Source organism: Halomonas litopenaei, from assembly GCF_017303055.1.
In the GTDB taxonomy this organism is placed as follows: domain Bacteria; phylum Pseudomonadota; class Gammaproteobacteria; order Pseudomonadales; family Halomonadaceae; genus Halomonas; species Halomonas litopenaei_A.
Genome location: NZ_JAEKJT010000008.1, coordinates 145793 through 161958 on the forward strand (window position 1 = coordinate 145793; position 16166 = coordinate 161958).

The 16166-nt window shown below is 64.0% G+C and carries 17 protein-coding genes; 9 read left to right on the plus strand and 8 right to left on the minus strand.

Features of this window, described 5'->3' with window-relative positions:
• Nucleotides 1-149: 149 nt before the first annotated feature.
• The 3 genes from JF545_RS16315 (at nt 150) to JF545_RS16325 (ending at nt 1966) form a co-directional block, all read left to right on the plus strand.
• On the plus strand, nt 150-698 hold the full coding sequence (locus tag JF545_RS16315; protein ID WP_206943820.1) for a porin family protein: 549 nt from the start codon (nt 150-152) through the stop codon (nt 696-698).
• A 255-nt stretch (nt 699-953) separates the two neighbouring features.
• A complete protein-coding gene (locus JF545_RS16320; protein ID WP_206943822.1) occupies nt 954-1325 on the plus strand; it encodes a hypothetical protein in 372 nt (123 codons plus the stop codon).
• Nucleotides 1326-1381: 56 nt separating this feature from the next.
• On the plus strand, nt 1382-1966 hold the full coding sequence (locus tag JF545_RS16325) for a DUF4202 domain-containing protein (RefSeq protein ID WP_206943824.1): 585 nt from the start codon (nt 1382-1384) through the stop codon (nt 1964-1966).
• Between the two features lie 88 nt (nt 1967-2054).
• Here the strand turns inward: JF545_RS16325 and hydA are convergent, their stop codons facing one another.
• The 5 genes from hydA to JF545_RS16350 all read right to left on the minus strand — a co-directional run bounded on the left by hydA (nt 2055) and on the right by JF545_RS16350 (nt 7482).
• Entirely contained in the window at nt 2055-3497 is a 1443-nt protein-coding gene (gene hydA / locus JF545_RS16330) for a dihydropyrimidinase (RefSeq protein ID WP_206943826.1), read from the minus strand.
• A gap of 58 nt (nt 3498-3555) precedes the next feature.
• A complete protein-coding gene (locus JF545_RS16335) occupies nt 3556-4857 on the minus strand; it encodes a TRAP transporter large permease (RefSeq protein ID WP_206943828.1) in 1302 nt (433 codons plus the stop codon).
• Nucleotides 4854-5555 (minus strand): TRAP transporter small permease subunit, encoded by a 702-nt coding sequence (locus JF545_RS16340; RefSeq protein ID WP_206943830.1) that lies wholly within the window; start codon nt 5553-5555, stop codon nt 4854-4856. The genes JF545_RS16335 and JF545_RS16340 overlap by 4 nt, the downstream gene beginning before the upstream one ends.
• A gap of 62 nt (nt 5556-5617) precedes the next feature.
• Complete coding sequence (locus JF545_RS16345; protein WP_206943831.1) at nt 5618-6691, minus strand: TRAP transporter substrate-binding protein; 1074 nt, start codon at nt 6689-6691, stop codon at nt 5618-5620.
• Between the two features lie 56 nt (nt 6692-6747).
• Entirely contained in the window at nt 6748-7482 is a 735-nt protein-coding gene (locus tag JF545_RS16350; protein WP_206943833.1) for a maleate cis-trans isomerase family protein, read from the minus strand.
• 254 nt (nt 7483-7736) lie between these two features.
• On the opposite strand from JF545_RS16350, the gene JF545_RS16355 reads away from it, so the two are divergent.
• The 6 genes from JF545_RS16355 to JF545_RS16380 all read left to right on the plus strand — a co-directional run bounded on the left by JF545_RS16355 (nt 7737) and on the right by JF545_RS16380 (nt 13404).
• Complete coding sequence (locus JF545_RS16355) at nt 7737-8435, plus strand: GntR family transcriptional regulator (protein WP_206943834.1); 699 nt, start codon at nt 7737-7739, stop codon at nt 8433-8435.
• 407 nt (nt 8436-8842) lie between these two features.
• Complete coding sequence (locus JF545_RS16360; RefSeq protein ID WP_206943835.1) at nt 8843-9838, plus strand: TRAP transporter substrate-binding protein; 996 nt, start codon at nt 8843-8845, stop codon at nt 9836-9838.
• On the plus strand, nt 9835-10443 hold the full coding sequence (locus JF545_RS16365) for a TRAP transporter small permease (RefSeq protein ID WP_206943836.1): 609 nt from the start codon (nt 9835-9837) through the stop codon (nt 10441-10443). The genes JF545_RS16360 and JF545_RS16365 overlap by 4 nt, the downstream gene beginning before the upstream one ends.
• The gene (locus tag JF545_RS16370) at nt 10440-11720 is read left to right on the plus strand and encodes a TRAP transporter large permease (RefSeq protein ID WP_206943837.1); all 1281 of its coding nucleotides are present in this window, start codon (nt 10440-10442) and stop codon (nt 11718-11720) included. Before JF545_RS16365 ends, JF545_RS16370 begins: the two co-directional genes overlap by 4 nt.
• 80 nt (nt 11721-11800) lie before the next feature.
• A complete protein-coding gene (locus JF545_RS16375; protein WP_206943838.1) occupies nt 11801-12559 on the plus strand; it encodes an aspartate/glutamate racemase family protein in 759 nt (252 codons plus the stop codon).
• A 137-nt stretch (nt 12560-12696) separates the two neighbouring features.
• Nucleotides 12697-13404 (plus strand): GntR family transcriptional regulator, encoded by a 708-nt coding sequence (locus JF545_RS16380; RefSeq protein ID WP_206943839.1) that lies wholly within the window; start codon nt 12697-12699, stop codon nt 13402-13404.
• 15 nt (nt 13405-13419) lie between these two features.
• Here JF545_RS16380 and JF545_RS16385 read toward each other — a convergent pair whose 3' ends face one another.
• Genes JF545_RS16385 through JF545_RS16395 form a run of 3 tightly spaced genes read right to left on the minus strand, consistent with a single transcriptional unit; the run spans nt 13420 to nt 16156 of the window.
• Nucleotides 13420-14163: an ABC transporter ATP-binding protein gene (locus tag JF545_RS16385; protein ID WP_206943840.1), complete on the minus strand. Its 744-nt coding sequence runs from the start codon at nt 14161-14163 to the stop codon at nt 13420-13422.
• Nucleotides 14157-15281 (minus strand): FecCD family ABC transporter permease, encoded by a 1125-nt coding sequence (locus tag JF545_RS16390; RefSeq protein WP_206943841.1) that lies wholly within the window; start codon nt 15279-15281, stop codon nt 14157-14159. The genes JF545_RS16385 and JF545_RS16390 overlap by 7 nt, the downstream gene beginning before the upstream one ends.
• On the minus strand, nt 15278-16156 hold the full coding sequence (locus tag JF545_RS16395) for a heme/hemin ABC transporter substrate-binding protein (RefSeq protein WP_206943842.1): 879 nt from the start codon (nt 16154-16156) through the stop codon (nt 15278-15280). The genes JF545_RS16390 and JF545_RS16395 overlap by 4 nt, the downstream gene beginning before the upstream one ends.
• Nucleotides 16157-16166: the final 10 nt, after the last annotated feature.

Consider the following 16166-nt stretch of genomic DNA (forward strand, 5'->3'; position numbering starts at 1 on the left):
GAATCGATACTGCAAAGAATGTCGTCTCACGATAAACTTGTACAAGGTGTCATGTGCGAGAGACCTCGCACAAAGGACGCACTGCAGACCTGGTCGAGCACGCACGCGCTGTGCTCCTGGGGTGGCGAGGGTTCCAGGGAGTGTATGACATGTCACGGATCATGCGGCGAATGATGCTGGCAGGGGTGGTCATGGGACTGGCACTGATGGCATCGACTCACTGTGTAGCGGGCGGCAGTACAGGCCTCTACGTGGGGATAGGTGCAGGCCAGATTCAGGGCGACGATGATTTTGACGATGAAGCGTCAGCGGCAAAGGTATTTGCGGGCTACAACTTTGGCTGGCTGCCTTTCCTGGACCTTGGTGCGGAGCTGTCGTACCTGAACGGCAGCGAGCTCGACGGCGATGTCGATGGCACCTCCGCCACGTTGGATATTGAAAGCCTGCAGGCCATGGGTATCGCAGGCTTCAGCTTTGGCCCCTTCGGCGTCTACGGCAAGGCAGGCATGGCCGACTGGGATGCCGACCGTAATGGCCGCGGGGTGAGCAAGGATTACTCCGGTACTGACCCTGTGTATGGGTTTGGCGCCAGGGTTCAACTGTTCGATGTGACCGGTCGACTCGAGGTGGAACGCATCGACGCGGATCGTATCGGGCATGTGGATACGCTGACCGGAAGCGTGGTCTACACGTTCTGACAGACACATCTTGTCTGCCTGGCGAGCGGTAAATTGACGAAGGGCCGGCGCGAAAGCGTCGGCCCTTCGCCGTAGTTGGTCGTCACTGGGGGCCTTGTACGGCGCAGCGAGAGCGTTGGGGAAGCAGCAAGCAGCAAAAAACCTTGATCTGGATCAAGCTGACAGCCGCGTAGGTGATCGCGCACAAATGTCTAAGTCAAAAGGGGTAGGTAGCGTTCAGTATACAGTGTGTATCTCGTCACACTTGGTGTCCTTATGGCTAGCCTGCTTCTTGTCTCACCCTCTTCCTTTACTGGGGCGCCTCGGCTGCGCGCCGTCTGTGTGCGGGTGGCTCTCGGCGCTCTCTTGCTGCTGGCGATCATCGGTCTGATCCCCCATGGAGAGGTCGTCGATGTGGCGATCTGGGTAGGGATTTGCAATGCCATGCTGCTGTTCGGCATGGATGCGGTGCTGGGGCTGTTGCTGGAGAGCCTGGGTATCTCGTCGGCGGTGACGGAACGGTCATGGCTACGGACCTTGCTGGCGGTGATGGTAGCCGTGGTCATGTGGGTATTTGCCATCTTCCTGCTGCCACTGGCGCTGGCCTGCCGCCACTTGCGCGGTCAGTCCTGCCACAAGGGCTACTGAGATCGGCACATCGTCGTTACCATAGGGCAATGTCGTGACGTCACCCGAGGTAGCCCATGAGCCCTGCACCCTTTGACCTAGCCTGTTCCAGACTCGATGCCATGCATGCCGATGATTCTCGCCGCATCGAGGTCGACGGTCAGCAGCAGCCGCAGGAGCTGTGGCACGCCGGTCGCATGTCGGCGTGGCTCGAGCGCCTCGATCCCAAAGCCCCCGAGCTGGTCCGGCTAGCGGTTCGCAACCAGCACCTCAAACGCTGGGAAGTCCCGCGCAGCGACTACGAAGAAGGTCGTATCGGCTACCTGACCTGGCGCCGCGACCAGGGCAAGCGTGCAGGTCTGCTGGCGGCCGAGGTTATGCGCAGCAGTGGCTACAGCGACGCCGATGCCGACGAAGTGGCGCGGATGATCCGCAAGCAGGGGCTGGGACGTGATCCTGGTACCCAGGCAGTAGAGGACTGCGCCTGCCTGGTCTTTCTCGAGAATTACTTCGCAGACTTTTCCCGCCAGGTCGACCACGACCACCTGATCCGCATCGTCCAGATGACCTGGAAGAAGATGTCCCCCGCCGCCCATCAGCTGGCGCTGGGCCTGCCCATGAGCGACGAAGCCCGCGCCATCGTCGAGGAAGCGCTAGGCTAAGAGGCGGATGACTCGTGCCGACGTGCGGCAGCGGTGACAGGCCCCGGGAGCGCATCTACACGCCCAGGGCTGTTGCTTCGCGTCCCCCTCAAAACCCCTTGGCCTGGCCTCTGGGGCGCGCCGGGGTGGGGGTGTCGCAGCGCAGGAACTCGCCGCCATCCGGTGGGCCGCAGGGTTTGCCATCGCGGGCTACGATCCGGCCTCGGTTCAATGTCATGACGACCTTGCCGGTGAGCTCGAGCCCTTCGTAAGGGGTGTAGTCCACGGCGTGGTGCAGGTCGGCGTTGCGAACGGTGACGCGGGCATCGGGATCCCACAGGGTCAGGTCGGCGTCACTGCCCACGGCGATGGTGCCCTTGCGCGGATACAGTCCATAGATCTTGGCCGGGTTGGTGGCGGTCAGCGCGACGAAGCGGGTGGCGTCGATGCGCTGCTTGATGACGCCCTCGGAAAACAGGATAGACAGGCGCGTCTCGAGCCCGGGAATACCGTTGGGGATGCAGGAAAAGCTGGCATCCTCGCCGTTCAGCTTCTTGCCTTTGTCGTCTTCGTAGCGGAAGGGCGCGTGGTCCGAGGAAAAGACCTGAAAGACCCCGCTTTCCAGCGCCTCCCACACCGCCTGCTGTGCGGCTGGGTCGCGCGGTGGTGGGCTGCACACGCACTTGGCGCCCTCGAAGCCATCCTGGTCCAGGTCGTCGGCGGTCAACATCAGATACTGGGGGCAGGTCTCGCCATAGACCCTGAGGCCTCGGCTCTGGGCCCAGCGGATCTGCTCGATGGCCTGGGGGCCGGAGACGTGCACGATCAGCACCGGGACGTCGATCAGCTCCGCCAGGGAAATCGCACGGTGGGTGGCCTCACGCTCGGCAATGGAAGAGTGGGCCTCGGCATGATAGCGCGGGGCGGTGTGGCCCTGGGTCTCCAGCAGCTCGGTCAGATAGGCGATGCAGTCGGCATTCTCGGCATGCACCATCACCATGGCGCCCTCGCGACGGGCCAGCGCCAGCACTTCCAGCACTTCGCGGTCGTTGAGCTTCAGATCATCGTAGGTCAGGTAGATCTTGAAGGAGCTGTAGCCTTCCTTGATCAGCGCCGGCAGCTCGTCGCGCAGTACTGTCTCGCTGGGGTCGGTGACGATCATGTGAAAGGCGTAGTCGATCATCGCCTGGCCATCGCTCTCTCGGTGATAGTCGTCCACCGCGGCACGCAGCGACTGGCCCTTGAACTGGGCGGCGAAGGGAATCACCGTGGTGGTCCCGCCCGCCGCGGCCGAGCGAGTTCCCGACGCGAAGCCATCGGCCATTACCGCGCCGTCGCCCAGGGGCTGGGCCAGGTGGCAGTGGGCGTCGATGCCGCCAGGCATGACCCACAGCCCGGCAGCATCGATGGTGTCACCGGTCACCTCAGCGGTGGCGGCGAGCCCTTCGCCCAGGGCGACGATGCGTCCGTCGCGAATGCCGATATCGGCGCTGAAACGGTCGGCGGCGGTGATCACGTTGGCATTGGTGATCAAGGTATCGAGGCGTTGCATCTTGCGTTCTCCCGAGGCCGACGGGGTCGGCAAAGGTCATTGTTGTTGGTGTAAATCGCTACCCCATTACCCCTGGCAACCACAGTACGATGGCCGGCCAGGCGGTGATCAGGGCAACAAAGCAGAGCATGACGGCCAGGAAAGGCAGGCTGCCCAGCATCACGTCGACGATGGAGCCGCGCCCGCGCACTCCCTGCACCACGTAGAGGTTCATGCCGATGGGCGGAGTGATCAGCGAGATTTCCATCATGATCACCAGAAAGACGCCAAACCACACCGGGTCGATCCCGAACTGCACCACCATGGGCACCACGATGGGCACGGTGGCGATCATCATCGATAGCGTCTCGAGGAAGCAGCCCAGTACCAGGTAGAACACCACCAGGGCCAGGATCAGCCCCAGCGAGGTCAGACCTAGCTCAGACACCCATTGGGTCAGGGCGAAGGGAATGCCCAGGATGCCGACGATGTAGTTGAGAAAGAAGGCCGCAGCGATGATCAGCATGATCATGGCGGTGGTACGGGCCATCGAGAGAAAGCACTCGTGCAGCATGGTGAGCGATAGCTTGCGATTGATCGCTGCCAGTACGAGGGCCGCGATGACCCCCAGGGCCGCCGCCTCGGTAGGGGTCGCCCAGCCGCTGTAGATGCTGCCGATGACGATGGCAAAGACGAAGGCCGGCGGCAGTAGGTCGACCAGCGAGCGTAGCCGCTGGGCCAGCGGCACCCGTTCTTCGCGGCTGCCTGCCACGCCAGGACGCAGCAGGCTGATGGCCATGATCACCAGCATGAAGGCGGCGGCCAGGGCGAGTCCCGGCACGATACCGGCAATGAACAGGGCGCCGATGGAGGTATTGGTGATGGCCCCGTAGATGATCATGTTGATGCTGGGAGGAATCAGGATGCCCAGCGTTGCCCCGGCCGCCAGGGTGCCCAGCGCTAGTCGCTCGCTGTAGCCGCGCTCATTGAAGGCCGGTAGCGCCACGGTGCCGATGGTGGCTGCGGTCGCCACCGACGAGCCGGACATCGCGGCAAACACGGAAGAGGCGCCGATATTGGTGTGGAGCAGGCCTCCGGGCAGACGGTTGAGCCATACCGACAAGGCCGAGTACATGCGTTCGGTAATGCCCGCACGCAACAACAGTTCTCCCAGCAGGATGAACAGCGGAATCGCGGTAAGAATAAAGTCGTTGAGGGTGCCCCAGAGCAGATCGCCGAAGGAATAGAGGAGCGGGGTGCCCAGGTAGAGCAGGGCACCGAGGGCAGCGGTGACAAAGATGGCCACGGCGACATGGATACCTACTGCCATCATGGTGATCATCAGGGCAAAGCCCAGCAGCACTTCGCTGATGGATATCATGACGGTGTCCCCCGGTCATGGATCTGGGGGGAATGCCCTTTGTGCTGAGCCTGTCCTGCTGCGGCGACACTGCTTGCGGACCCAGCGTCCACGTAGTGGCGCTTTGCCTGGTCGAGCTCGTCATCGGCGCTGGGCGGGTCGCAGTCCGCATTCAGCTGAGAGAAGCGTCCGCGACACAGCTGGGACAGCGCCTTTCCGGCGGCTCGCAGCGTGACCAGGGCGAAGATCGAGAGCCCGATGAGCCACAGCGACTGCGGAATCCACAGCGGCGTCTGCAGCGGTGTACTGGCGAGGCTCGAGAACTCGATGGTTTCGCCCAGGGTAGCGGCCCCGCGCCACAGCATGAACAGCGAAAAGCCACATAACAGTAGCTGCGCGACGGCGTTGAGCAGCGCCCGCATGCCCTGGGGCAGCCGGGTCAACAGCACGTCGACCCGGGTGTGAGCACGCTGGGTCAGGGCAAAGGCGAAACTGGCGGCGACGCCGATGGCCAGCACATAGCCGCCTATCTCATCGACCCCTTGTAGCGAGAAGGCGAAGAACTTGCGGGCCAGCACCTCGAAGGTGATCAGTCCGGATAACACCAAGGCACCGTATCCGGCCGCCAGGGCGGCACCACGAGACAGGCGGGCAAGGCGTGCATCGAGGCCCTGGGACCTGTCCGACGCTGGCGCATCAGCATGACGAAGGTGAGGCATGGGAGCTCCTTGGGGGCCGCCAGGCGGCCCCACCACCAGGAAAGGACAATGACGAGACGGCGTCAGGGGGCTTCAGCGGTCAGTCCGGTGACCTCGCCAACGCTTGCGTTCCAGAGCGCAGTACATTCGGGGTAGCGCGCATCACAGGTGTCCGCCCACACCGGCAGTACCGCCTCGGTGGTGATCTGCTCGATACGCGTGCGGGAGTCCTCGTCGATCTCCACCAGGGTCATGTCGTAGGCGGTGTGATTCTCGCAGCTCGGCTGGCCGGTGTTGCAGGCGATGGCATCGTCATTGACGCTATAGGCCAGCTCCCACATCTGGTCCTCCAGGCGGGCGAAGGCCTCGGTCAGGGAAGCCTGCTGCTCGGCGTCGAAGCCGTTCCAGGTATCCAGGTTCATGAAATGCCCCTGGACCGAGTAGGACAGCGGCAGCGGCACGAAGTGGTCGGTCACCTCTGGCCATTTGCCATTGCTCCCGGCGGAGGGTGCGGTGACGCCACAGTCGGCCACGCCGCGCTGGAGGGCCAGGTAGACCTCGCTGAATTGCAGCGTCACCGGCACCGCGCCGAGCCCTTCCACCAGGCGTGACATCGACGGGGTGAATACCCGCACCTTCTTGCCAGCCAGGTCGTCGGCGCTGTCGATGTCGCCATTGCAGAACATCATCTGCGGGCCGAATGGCCACAATGTCATCAGCTTGGCGTTGAAGCGTTCCTGCAGGCGGGCGTCGAAGTCGGCACGGAAGGCGTCCACCGCCTCGCGTTGCTGGTCCAGATCGGCGGTGACGCCGGCCAGGTCGATACCTTCGAAGAAAGGCTCGTCTCGTGAGGCCATACCGATCTGCACCGACATCACGTCAAAGGCGCCTGAGCGGATGTTGCGCAGGGCGTCGGCGGCCTCCACTCCGATGGCATCCATCGGGTTGTAGCTGACCGTCAGGTCGTCACGCGCGTCCAGCTCGGCGAAGAAGGGGCGTTCCACGCTGTCGACGTGAAGCTTGTTGCCGGAAAAGTTGCCGGCGACACGCAGCAGGGTGTCAGCCTGAGCCTGACTGGTGGCGATCCATAGGGGGGCAGCGACGAGCGCACCAAGCGCCAACCGGCCGGTTCGTGTTGCCAGGGGAAATGTCATCATCGGAGCACCTCAATGTTGTTGTTGGATAGGGTGTTGGGTGGTTCGCAGGACGGGCGTCAGCGCAGTCGAGGGTCGTGGAACAGCTGGCCCCAGCCGCGGATGTCGGCGGGGTTGCGGCCAGCCAGCGCCAGGCATTTCCATACCGTGACGCTGACCGAGTCATAGATCGGAATGCCGATCTCGGCCTCCAGCGCTTCGACAATGCCGGCACCACGCAGATTGGTGCAGAGAATGGTGATGGCATCGGGCTTGGCCCTGGCGACGTCGCGCACCATGTCGGCAAGGGTGTCTTCGCTGTACTCGGAAAACGAGAAGTTGCCGCGATCGTTCAAGTGGCGCTCGGCGACCACCTCGATGCCTTCCTGCTGATAGTTGGCGACGATCGCCGCCTGGATATCGTCCAGGTAGGGGGTGACGAGGCCTAGCCGCGTGACGCCGGTGCGCTTGAGCACCTCGTTGAGTGCCAGCACGCTGCTCGTTGCCGCAACGCCGGTGGCATGGGTGATGGCCTCGCATAGCCGACGATCGGCGTCGAAGCCCAGCCAGCTCGATGACGTGCCGTTCCAGGCGATGACGTCCATGTGGGCGTCATGCAGAAGGCGGGCGGCGTCCAGCTGCGGCTGTGGGTCGAACTGAGCGAGGGCCGCTTCGCTCAGCGAGATTTCCTTGACCGTGAAGCGCTGAAAGTGCGCGCTGACATGGGGCATCAGGTCGTGAAGAATCGCGCTGGTATAGGGTTCCAGTACGGTATTCGACGACGGGGTCAGCATCCCCAGGAGTGTGCGGTGCATGGGCGGTGGTTCCTTGCCGGGAGTGGCGATTGCCAGGTGTTGTTATTGTCGTGCAGCAGCGGATGCGGTCTGGCATCTGGCGTTGCGCTCCCGTCAGGACGCGACATGCTACACTCAGAGTCATTAAGGAATTCGGAATTCCAAATTTCTACGACCTTTTCAGCATTGCACAACGCCAAGTTTTTGCAAGTACACTGCGATGTCCTGGCGTAAGTGATGTGTGACGTCGACCGCTGTCAATGCAAGGAGTAAGCATGAACGAGCCCGCGAAAAAGGAGGTGCTGTCGGCGCCAAGAGCCGCACCACTCAAGCGTTCCAGCCTGTACGAGGCCGTTGCAGAACGCCTGCGTGACATGGTCATGGAAGGCGAGCTGGCGCCGGGCAGTCGCATTGCCGAGAAGTCCTTGTGCGAGGCGTTCGGGGTGTCACCAACCCCACTGCGACAGGCGCTCAAGGTGCTGGCAAGTGAAGGACTGGTCGAGATGCTGCCCCATCGAGGCGCCCGGGTGACCACGGTGGACAGGGAGGAAGTGAGGGACCTGTTCGAAGTGATGGCGGCGCTGGAATCCCTGGCGGGCAACCTGCTGGTGGTGCGCGCCAGCGATACGGACATCGCACAGGTGCGTGCGCTGCATGATGAGATGATGGAACACTTCAACGCCAACCGTCGTCCGCAGTACTTTGCCCTGAACCAGCAGATCCACGCTCGCCTGGCCGAGCTGTCGGGTAACCGCGTGCTGAAGGATCTTGAGCAGTCGCTGACGCTGCGCATCACCCGCGCACGCTACGTGGCCAATCTGGATTCGGCCCGCTGGGAAGAATCCGCCAGGGAGCACACCTACTTTGTCGAGGCCCTTGAAGCGCGGGACGCCCAGGCACTGTCGGAGGCGCTGAGCCTGCATATGCGCAAGACAGGCCAGGCCATCCTGCAAGGTCTGCCCGCCAGCCCCTGAGCGCGGTCGTCGCGCGTCCGCTGTTTTCTTGTCTCTTTCTGCTCCTATTTCCTGGTTCCTCTCCTGGTTCCTCACGGCCAGCTCCTCACGGCCAGCTCCGTTCGCCCCCTCCGTTCGCCCTGCCTCCTGCAGACAGTCTCTTCGGTCTGCGGGATGGCGGCCCTTTGGCGTCCGTGAACCGGGTCGTTCTGTGTAGTGGTTAATTTTTTAAAACAGTAATTAATTGAAAAATATAGAAATATAAAAAAATAGTATTCAAGATTTGGAATTTTCAAAAACATTCGACTAAGGTCAAAGCATGGTCGCTCGGGAGGCTCCATGGTGGGCCTGCCTGGTGGCTCTGCTTCGCTAGCGTGCTTCTGCATGACGCCAATAACGCCAATAACGCCAATAAAAAGGATTGCCTGATGTCGATGATCTTCCGCTCCCCCCTGATGACCGCTGGCGCACTCGCGCTGGGACTGTGCACACCCTTGCTGGCCCAGGCCGACAACCTGCGTTTCGGCGGTAACTTTGCCACCGACCACTCCAGTAGCCGCGCCATGGAGCGCTTTGCCGAAAACCTGGCTGAGCAGAGCGATGGCGAATTGACGGCCCAGCTGTTTCCCAACATGCAGCTAGGGGGTGCCGGAGAGAACCTTGATCAGGTCAGCTCCGGCGCCATCATGGGCAGCTGGATCGGTATCTCGTATCTGTCACGGACTGTGCCGGAACTTGAGGCTCTGAGCCTGCCCTTTGCCTTCGACAGCCGCGAGGATGCCTTTGCCCTGATCGACGGTGAGGTCGGAGACCTGCTCAACGAGAAGTTGGCTGAGGCGGGATTCGTGGCGCTGGGTTACATGGAGCTTGGTTTTCGACATGTCACCAACAACGCGCACCCACTGACCTCTATCGATGACTTTGCCGAGCTGAAGATTCGCCTGCAGCCCAATCAGACGCATCTGGATACCTTCCGTGCTATCGGGGCCAACCCGGTGTCGATGGACATCAAGGAAGTCTACGGTGCCCTGCAGCAGGGCGTGCTCGACGGTCAGGAAAACCCCTACAGCATTATCGAGACCAAGCGTCTGGACGAGGTCCAGTCCTACCTGTCCGACACCGGACACTTCTATGACTACATCGTGGTGGTCGCCAACCGTGACAAGGTCGAGGGCCTCAGCGACGACCAGCGCGAGATGCTGATGAGCGCCATGGACGAGGCGGTCGCCTGGCAGCGTGAAACCGCCGCGGCAGAAGACGACCAGGCCCGTGAGACCTTGATCGAGCGGGGCATGCAGTTCACTCCCATCAGCGACGAGACCCGTGAGCAATTGCGCGAAGCGAGCCAGGGCGTAGTCGACGAGTTGAGAGACAAGATCGGCGCCGAGCTGGTCGACAAGGTCATCGAGGAGCTGGGGGCATGACACGGGCCTGGCAACGTCCGGAGGCCCACGCCCATGCATCCGGCCGTCGCCACTTGCTGCAACTGCTGGCCTGGATGGATCGGGGCTCCTACTACGCCATCCTGTTGACCATGGGGCTGATGACGATCCTGGTGTGTGCCCAGGTGGTGGCACGCTACCTGCTGGGCACCAGTATCGACTCCGCCGATGAACTGTCGCGACTGTGTTTTGTCTGGGCGATCTTTCTGGCCATACCCCATGGAATCCCGCGCGGCGTGCATGTCGGCATCGATGCCCTGGTCAGCCACCTCCCCACCGGCGCACAGCGCCGGCTGGGCCGGCTTATGGCCGCCCTCGGCGTGCTGCTGATGGTGGTGCTGGGGGTGGTCAGTCTGGGAGCCGTGATCGACAAGTGGCCTCAGCTGATGCCCACCATGCCGGTCACGGCAGCCGTGTTCTACGTCGCGGTGCTGGTCTCGGCGATCCACTGTGCCTTGCACCTGCTGGCTCAGGTACTGGAACTGACGCCCCTGCAGGCGCTGCCAGGGGAGTCGCCGGAGCAGCCCTCGCAGGTGATCGATGGGCAGCGCTCATCGGCTGATCCGAATCAGGAGACGCGCCCATGACGACAGCGATTCTGGTGAGTTTTGCGCTGCTCGCGCTACTGCGGATGCCGCTGGCCTTTGCCCTGGGGCTGGCCTCGCTGGTGGGACTGCTGGTGGGCGGTATGGACCTGGCGGTGCTGCCCCAGCGCATGATGCATTCGGTGGACAGCTTTCCGCTGATGGCGATTCCGCTGTTCATGCTGGCAGGGGAGCTGATGGTTGCTGCAGGCATCCTCCAGCGCCTGGTCGATTTCGCCAACTCCCTGATCGGCCGGGTGCACGGCGGTCTGGCCCATGTGGCCATCGTGGCCGGTATGGTACTGGCAGCGGTCAGTGGCGCCGCGGTCGCCAGTGCCAGCGCCCTGGGCAGCTCGCTGGTGCCGTCCATGCGTCAGCAGTACGACACGGGCTACAGCAGTGCGGTGGTCGCCTCGGCGGCCAATCTCGGCGCCATCATTCCCCCCAGCAACGCGATGATCGTCTACGCCTTGATGGCGGGCTCCAGCGTCTCGGTGGGCGGGCTGTTCATGGCAGGTATCGTGCCTGGCGTCGTGCTGGCGCTGGGGTTCATGGGCCTGGCCAGCTGGCTGTCGATGCGACGGGGCTATCCGTTGGCGGGGGGAGTCATCGGCCTGCGACATGTGCTGGTGCAGACCTGGCGGGCGCTGCCCATCCTGTTGATGCCAATCGTGGTGGTGGGCGGCATCGTGGCCGGCGCCTTCACTCCCACCGAAGGGGCCGGCATCGCGGTGCTCTACGCCTTGCTCATCGGCTTCTTCGTCACCCGACAGCTACGCCTGTCGCATCTGCCCAAGGCCATGTTCAACGCCGCGGTAACGGCAGCCATGGTGGGAGCGCTGATCGCCTTTGCCTCGACCATGACCTTTGCCTTCACCATTGATCTGGTGCCGATGCGCCTGACCAGCGCGCTGCAGGGGCTGACTAGCGACCCGCTGATGTTCCTGCTGCTGGTGATGGGGCTATTGATCCTGGTCGGCATGTTCGTCGAGTCCAACGCCGCCTACATCATGCTGGTACCGCTGCTGGCGCCCATCGCCCTGTCCTACGGTATCGACCCGCTGCTGTTCGGCTTTCTGTTCGTGATGAACCTGGTGGTAGGCATGATGACGCCACCGGTGGGCGTGCTGCTGTTCGTGATGTGCGGCATTTCCAAGATCAGTCTGCACGAGCTGATGAAGAGCGCCTGGCCTTTCATCGTCTTTCAATACGTCGTCCTGGTGGCCTGCATCGCCTTCCCCTCCCTGGTGACCTGGCTGCCGCGAACGCTGGGCTATTGACCGGCCTACGGCCACGCTGGGTCACCCTTGCCGGTGATCGCTGTGGCCATGGCCATGCGTGACAACAACAAGAGACTGCTATGAAACTGCTGGTCATCAACCCCAACATCTCCGAAAGCGTCACGACGCTGATCGAGCGAGAAGCACGCCTCAGCCTGCGGGCTGGCGCCCAGCTCAGCATGGCCACCGCGCCCTTCGGCGTGGCCTATATCGAAACCCGTGCAGAGGCCTTGATTGGCGGCTATGCGACCCTGGGAGTTGCCGCCGAGCGCTACCCTGGCCACGACGCCGTGGTGGTGGCGGCCTTTGGTGATCCGGGGCTTGCCGCCTTGCGTGAAGCGCTGCCAGTGCCCGTGGTGGGATTGACCGAGGCGGCATTGATGAGCGCCTGCCAGCTGGGGGGACGCTTCTCCATCATCGCCATTTCCCAGCGCATTCAGGCCTGGTATCGCGAGACCGTGGAGAGCCACGGCCTGTCTTCGCGGCTGGCCAGCATCCGCGCCCTGGACCAGCCGCTGCCGGATATCGGCAACGTGCAGCTGGATCAGGGCACGCGCCTGATCGAGCTGGCAGAACGGGCGGTCAGGGACGACGGTGCCGATGTCCTGATACTGGCGGGCGCCCCGCTGGCCGGACTGGCCCGCGACGTCGCCGACCGACTGCCTGTGCCGGCCCTGGATGGAGTGAGCTGTGCCATCGTCCAGGCCCAGGCGCTGGTCGAGCTTGGTCGGGGCAAGGGTGGTGTCGCCAAGGCAGGTAGCTATGCCCCGCCGCCGAGCAAGGCGAGCCTCGGGCTCGGTGACGCGATGACGGCTCTGATCGGACGGCAGCCGACGTGACAGCCCGACTGGGCGCGCAGCACTGCGGCTGCCTTCCAGCAGCCCCTCGGGCGTCCTGACGTCATTCGCCTTGGCGTCGGGTCGCTCGCTATACTCCTCGCTCGGCCAATCTCTCCACCTGCTTCGGACATCGGTCAATGGATGCGACCCAGGATGACAGCTCCACCGCGCCAGCACGCTCAAGCGCGCTTCACCGGCGCAGGATACAGGCGCCATCGTTGGCGGATGAAGCCTACGAACTGCTCAAGGGGATGATTGTTCAGGGCGAGCTGGCGCCGGGTGAGCGCCTGCTGGAGCCTGCGCTGTGCCGTCGCCTGGGTATCTCGCGCACGCCGCTGCGCGATGCCTTGAACCAGCTGGCCGGTGAGGGACTGGTGACCTTGCGGCGTAATCGTAATGCGCTGGTGACCCGGCTGGACGGCGCCGAGTTACGTCATCTGTTCGAGGTCGAAGCCGGGCTTGAAGCCATGGCCGTCGAGCTGGCCGCCCTGCGGATGACGGCGACCGAGCTCAAGCGCCTGACCAACCTGCAGGAGCGTCTCGAAAAGCAGCATGCCAAGGGGGACCGGGACGGCTACTTCGCGACCAACACCCGCATCCATGCACTGCTGGTCGCGGCGGCGCGTAACCCGGTGCTGGTGGAGACCCATCAGCGCCTGCTCGGTCGCCTGGAGCGGGCGCGCTACCTCGCCCTGGATAAGCTTGGCCGCTGGCAGGAATCCACCGACGAGCACCGCGCGATCCTCGACGCGCTTCACGCACGTGATCCGGATCTTGCGCGACGGCGCATGCACGATCACGTGATGCATACCGGGGTGGCCATCAGCGCCCTGCTGGCTCCCTGAGTGCCGGGTGCAACGTCAGTGCTTGAGCGCCAGCCAGTGGCCCCCACTATGGTCCAGTTCATCCAGCTCGGCGTGGTAGAGCTCTGACAGGGCGTCTGCCCGCAACACCTCCGACGGTGCGCCACCGGCAATGCGAGTGCCCCTGTCCATCAGCCACACCCGGTCGGCGTAGGCATTGGCCAGGTTGAGGTCGTGCAGCACGCAGATCACTGCCAGGTCCTGCTGTTGCGTCAGCCGCTCCAGGCAGCGCATCAGCGCCTGGCTCTGGCCAATGTCCAATGCGCTGGTGGGTTCATCCAGCAGCAGGTAGCGAGTGCCCTGACTGGGGCCCGCCAACTGGCACAGGGCGCGGGCAATCATCACTCTCTGCCGCTCCCCGCCAGACAGCGTCTGCACATTGCGCTGTGCCAGGTCGCTCAGCTCGAGTCGTTCGAGCCATCGCGCGACCTCATCTTCGTCACATTGGGCGCCAAGGCCGGCCAGCTGATCCACCCGCCAGGCAAACACCGGGCTTTCCTGCTGGGCCACCAGGGCGCGACGCTGGGCCAAGTCGTGGGGGTGCCAGTCATCTAGCGGGCGCTGATCCAGTGTCACGCTGCCCTGGGCAGGCTTGCGAAAACCGCTTAACAGCCCCAGCAGGGTACTCTTGCCCGCGCCATTGGGCCCAAGAATGGCCAGAAAGTCACCGCTGGCGACGCTGTCACTGAGGCGTTCCACCAGTGGCGGTGTGGTCAGGCTGGCAGCATGCAGTGTCAGCATGAGGGGCGCTCCCGGATCAGTAGCCAGAGAAAGTAAGGGCCGCCGATCAGGCTGGTCAGCAGGCCTACCGGAATTTCGGCCGGATTGGCCAGTCCCCGCGCGAGTCCGTCGGACACGATAAGCAGCAGCGCGCCCCCCAGCATCGAGGCCGGAATCAACAGCCGGTGGCCTGGGCCCAGCCACAGCCGCAGGCAGTGGGGGATCAACAGGCCGATGAAGCCGATGATGCCGGCCAGCGCCACGCTGGCTCCGACGCCCAGCGCGGTGGCCACCACCACCCGCCGACGCAGGCGCGAACTGTCGAGTCCAGCGGCGTGGGCGGTGATATCCCCCAGCTGCAACAGGTCCAGATCACGGGCGCTTCTGAGAAGTATGATGATGACGACCGGCGCCACCAGCCACAGGCCAATGACCGCTGGCCACAGGGCATTGGCCAGACTGCCCATGCCCCACAGGCTCAACTGCCGAAGCTGTTCATCGTTGGCGATAAAGGCCAGCACGCCGCCTCCGGCGGCGGCCAGGGTGTTGATCGCCAGGCCCGCCAGCAGCAGGGTGAACAGGGCACTGCTGGAGGCCGCGCCCATCAACCCACGCTGACTGATGGCGAAGACCAGAAGGCCGACGGTGAAGGCACCGACAAAGCCCGCGATGCAATGGCTATAGAGGCCAAAGGGCGAGCCTTCAGCCTCCAGCAACACGATCCATAGCGACACCGCCAGCCCCGCGCCGCTGGCCATGCCGAGCAATGTCGGATCTGCCAAGGGGTTGCGAAACAGGCCCTGCATCGCCGCGCCGCTTCCCGCCAGCAGCATGCCCACCCCCAGCCCGAGCAGCAGCCGGGGTAGCCGTAGCTGCCACCAGATGGTCAGGGCCTGCTGATCGACGGCAGGTATCAGCTGGTCCAGTGACAGCCCCAGTGGGCCGGTACAGGAGAAGATCACCAAGGCCAGCAGCACGGCCAGGGCCAGGCCGGTGATGGCCCGGTGCGGGTTTCTATGGGGTCCTGGTTGAGGCGCGCTGGCGGCCGGGGCCGGGGTGACGGCAGCGGTGCTCCTGGCCGATGTCACCGCTGACTTGCGATGACCACCGGTGACGGTACGCCAGGGTATGGATCTCATGGCTGGTGGTCTGGCGTGAGTGACTCAAGCGCGCCGTGCAGTTGCACTAGCGCCGCAGGGGTGCGCGGCCCCATCGACAGCAGCGCACTGCTGTCGATGGCGACGAGGTGGTGCTGACGCCCGGCCGGTGTCTGTGCGAGCCCCGGCAGTTGCCATAGTCCTTCGTCGCCGCCCAGCGCATCGAGCCCCGCCTGGGGCACGATGACCACATCCGGCGCGGCAGGGATGATGCCTTCCGCCGAGACCGGCTTGTAGCCGGACATGGCGGCGAAGGCATTGGTGGCGCCGAGCGCCTCGATCAGTGTCTGGGCCAGGGTATCGTGGCCACCGACCATGGGTGTCATGCCGCCGTGATGCAGTACAAACATCACCTTGAGACCACTTAATGGCGGCAGCGCCGCCAGTTGTTCAAGGTCCTTGTCGAGTTGCTGGGTCAGCTGTTGACCCTGCTCCTCCCGGGACAGCGCCGTGGCGATGGTGTCTACCTTGTGGGCGATACCGGCAAGTCCCTGCTCGCCGGGTACGCGGATCAGTTCGACACCGCTGGCGTCGAGCTGAGCCAGGGCCTGCTCGGGGCCGGCGGCATGTGCCGCGATGATGCGCTGGGCGCCAAGACCGAGCACGCTCTCCGCCGATAGCCTGCGCAGGTAGCCCACCGATGGCAGGTCGGCGAGGGCGGGTGGGTAGCTGACAGTGTCGTCCCGAGCGATGATCGACGCCCCGGCACCCAGCGCCGCCACGATCTCCGCCACATCACCTCCCAGCACCAAGGTGGCGGGGGCCTCCGCCTTGGCCTGGCTGAAGGCGCCAAGCCAACACACCAGGGCTGCGCTCAACAGGGTGCAGAATCGCCGGGGCAGGACAAGCGTCAACATGATGCGCTCC

Coding starts and splice junctions, on each gene's coding strand:
- JF545_RS16360 (WP_206943835.1), top strand. CDS start 8,843: ATGTCGATGATCTTCCGCTCCCCCCTGATGACCGCTGGCGCACTCGCG.
- JF545_RS16345 (WP_206943831.1), bottom strand. CDS start 6,691: ATGATGACATTTCCCCTGGCAACACGAACCGGCCGGTTGGCGCTTGGT.
- JF545_RS16340 (WP_206943830.1), bottom strand. CDS start 5,555: ATGCCTCACCTTCGTCATGCTGATGCGCCAGCGTCGGACAGGTCCCAG.
- JF545_RS16370 (WP_206943837.1), top strand. CDS start 10,440: ATGACGACAGCGATTCTGGTGAGTTTTGCGCTGCTCGCGCTACTGCGG.
- hydA (WP_206943826.1), bottom strand. CDS start 3,497: ATGCAACGCCTCGATACCTTGATCACCAATGCCAACGTGATCACCGCC.
- JF545_RS16315 (WP_206943820.1), top strand. CDS start 150: ATGTCACGGATCATGCGGCGAATGATGCTGGCAGGGGTGGTCATGGGA.
- JF545_RS16325 (WP_206943824.1), top strand. CDS start 1,382: ATGAGCCCTGCACCCTTTGACCTAGCCTGTTCCAGACTCGATGCCATG.
- JF545_RS16355 (WP_206943834.1), top strand. CDS start 7,737: ATGAACGAGCCCGCGAAAAAGGAGGTGCTGTCGGCGCCAAGAGCCGCA.
- JF545_RS16350 (WP_206943833.1), bottom strand. CDS start 7,482: ATGCACCGCACACTCCTGGGGATGCTGACCCCGTCGTCGAATACCGTA.
- JF545_RS16385 (WP_206943840.1), bottom strand. CDS start 14,163: ATGCTGACACTGCATGCTGCCAGCCTGACCACACCGCCACTGGTGGAA.
- JF545_RS16335 (WP_206943828.1), bottom strand. CDS start 4,857: ATGATATCCATCAGCGAAGTGCTGCTGGGCTTTGCCCTGATGATCACC.
- JF545_RS16380 (WP_206943839.1), top strand. CDS start 12,697: ATGGATGCGACCCAGGATGACAGCTCCACCGCGCCAGCACGCTCAAGC.
- JF545_RS16395 (WP_206943842.1), bottom strand. CDS start 16,156: ATGTTGACGCTTGTCCTGCCCCGGCGATTCTGCACCCTGTTGAGCGCA.
- JF545_RS16390 (WP_206943841.1), bottom strand. CDS start 15,281: ATGAGATCCATACCCTGGCGTACCGTCACCGGTGGTCATCGCAAGTCA.
- JF545_RS16375 (WP_206943838.1), top strand. CDS start 11,801: ATGAAACTGCTGGTCATCAACCCCAACATCTCCGAAAGCGTCACGACG.
- JF545_RS16320 (WP_206943822.1), top strand. CDS start 954: ATGGCTAGCCTGCTTCTTGTCTCACCCTCTTCCTTTACTGGGGCGCCT.
- JF545_RS16365 (WP_206943836.1), top strand. CDS start 9,835: ATGACACGGGCCTGGCAACGTCCGGAGGCCCACGCCCATGCATCCGGC.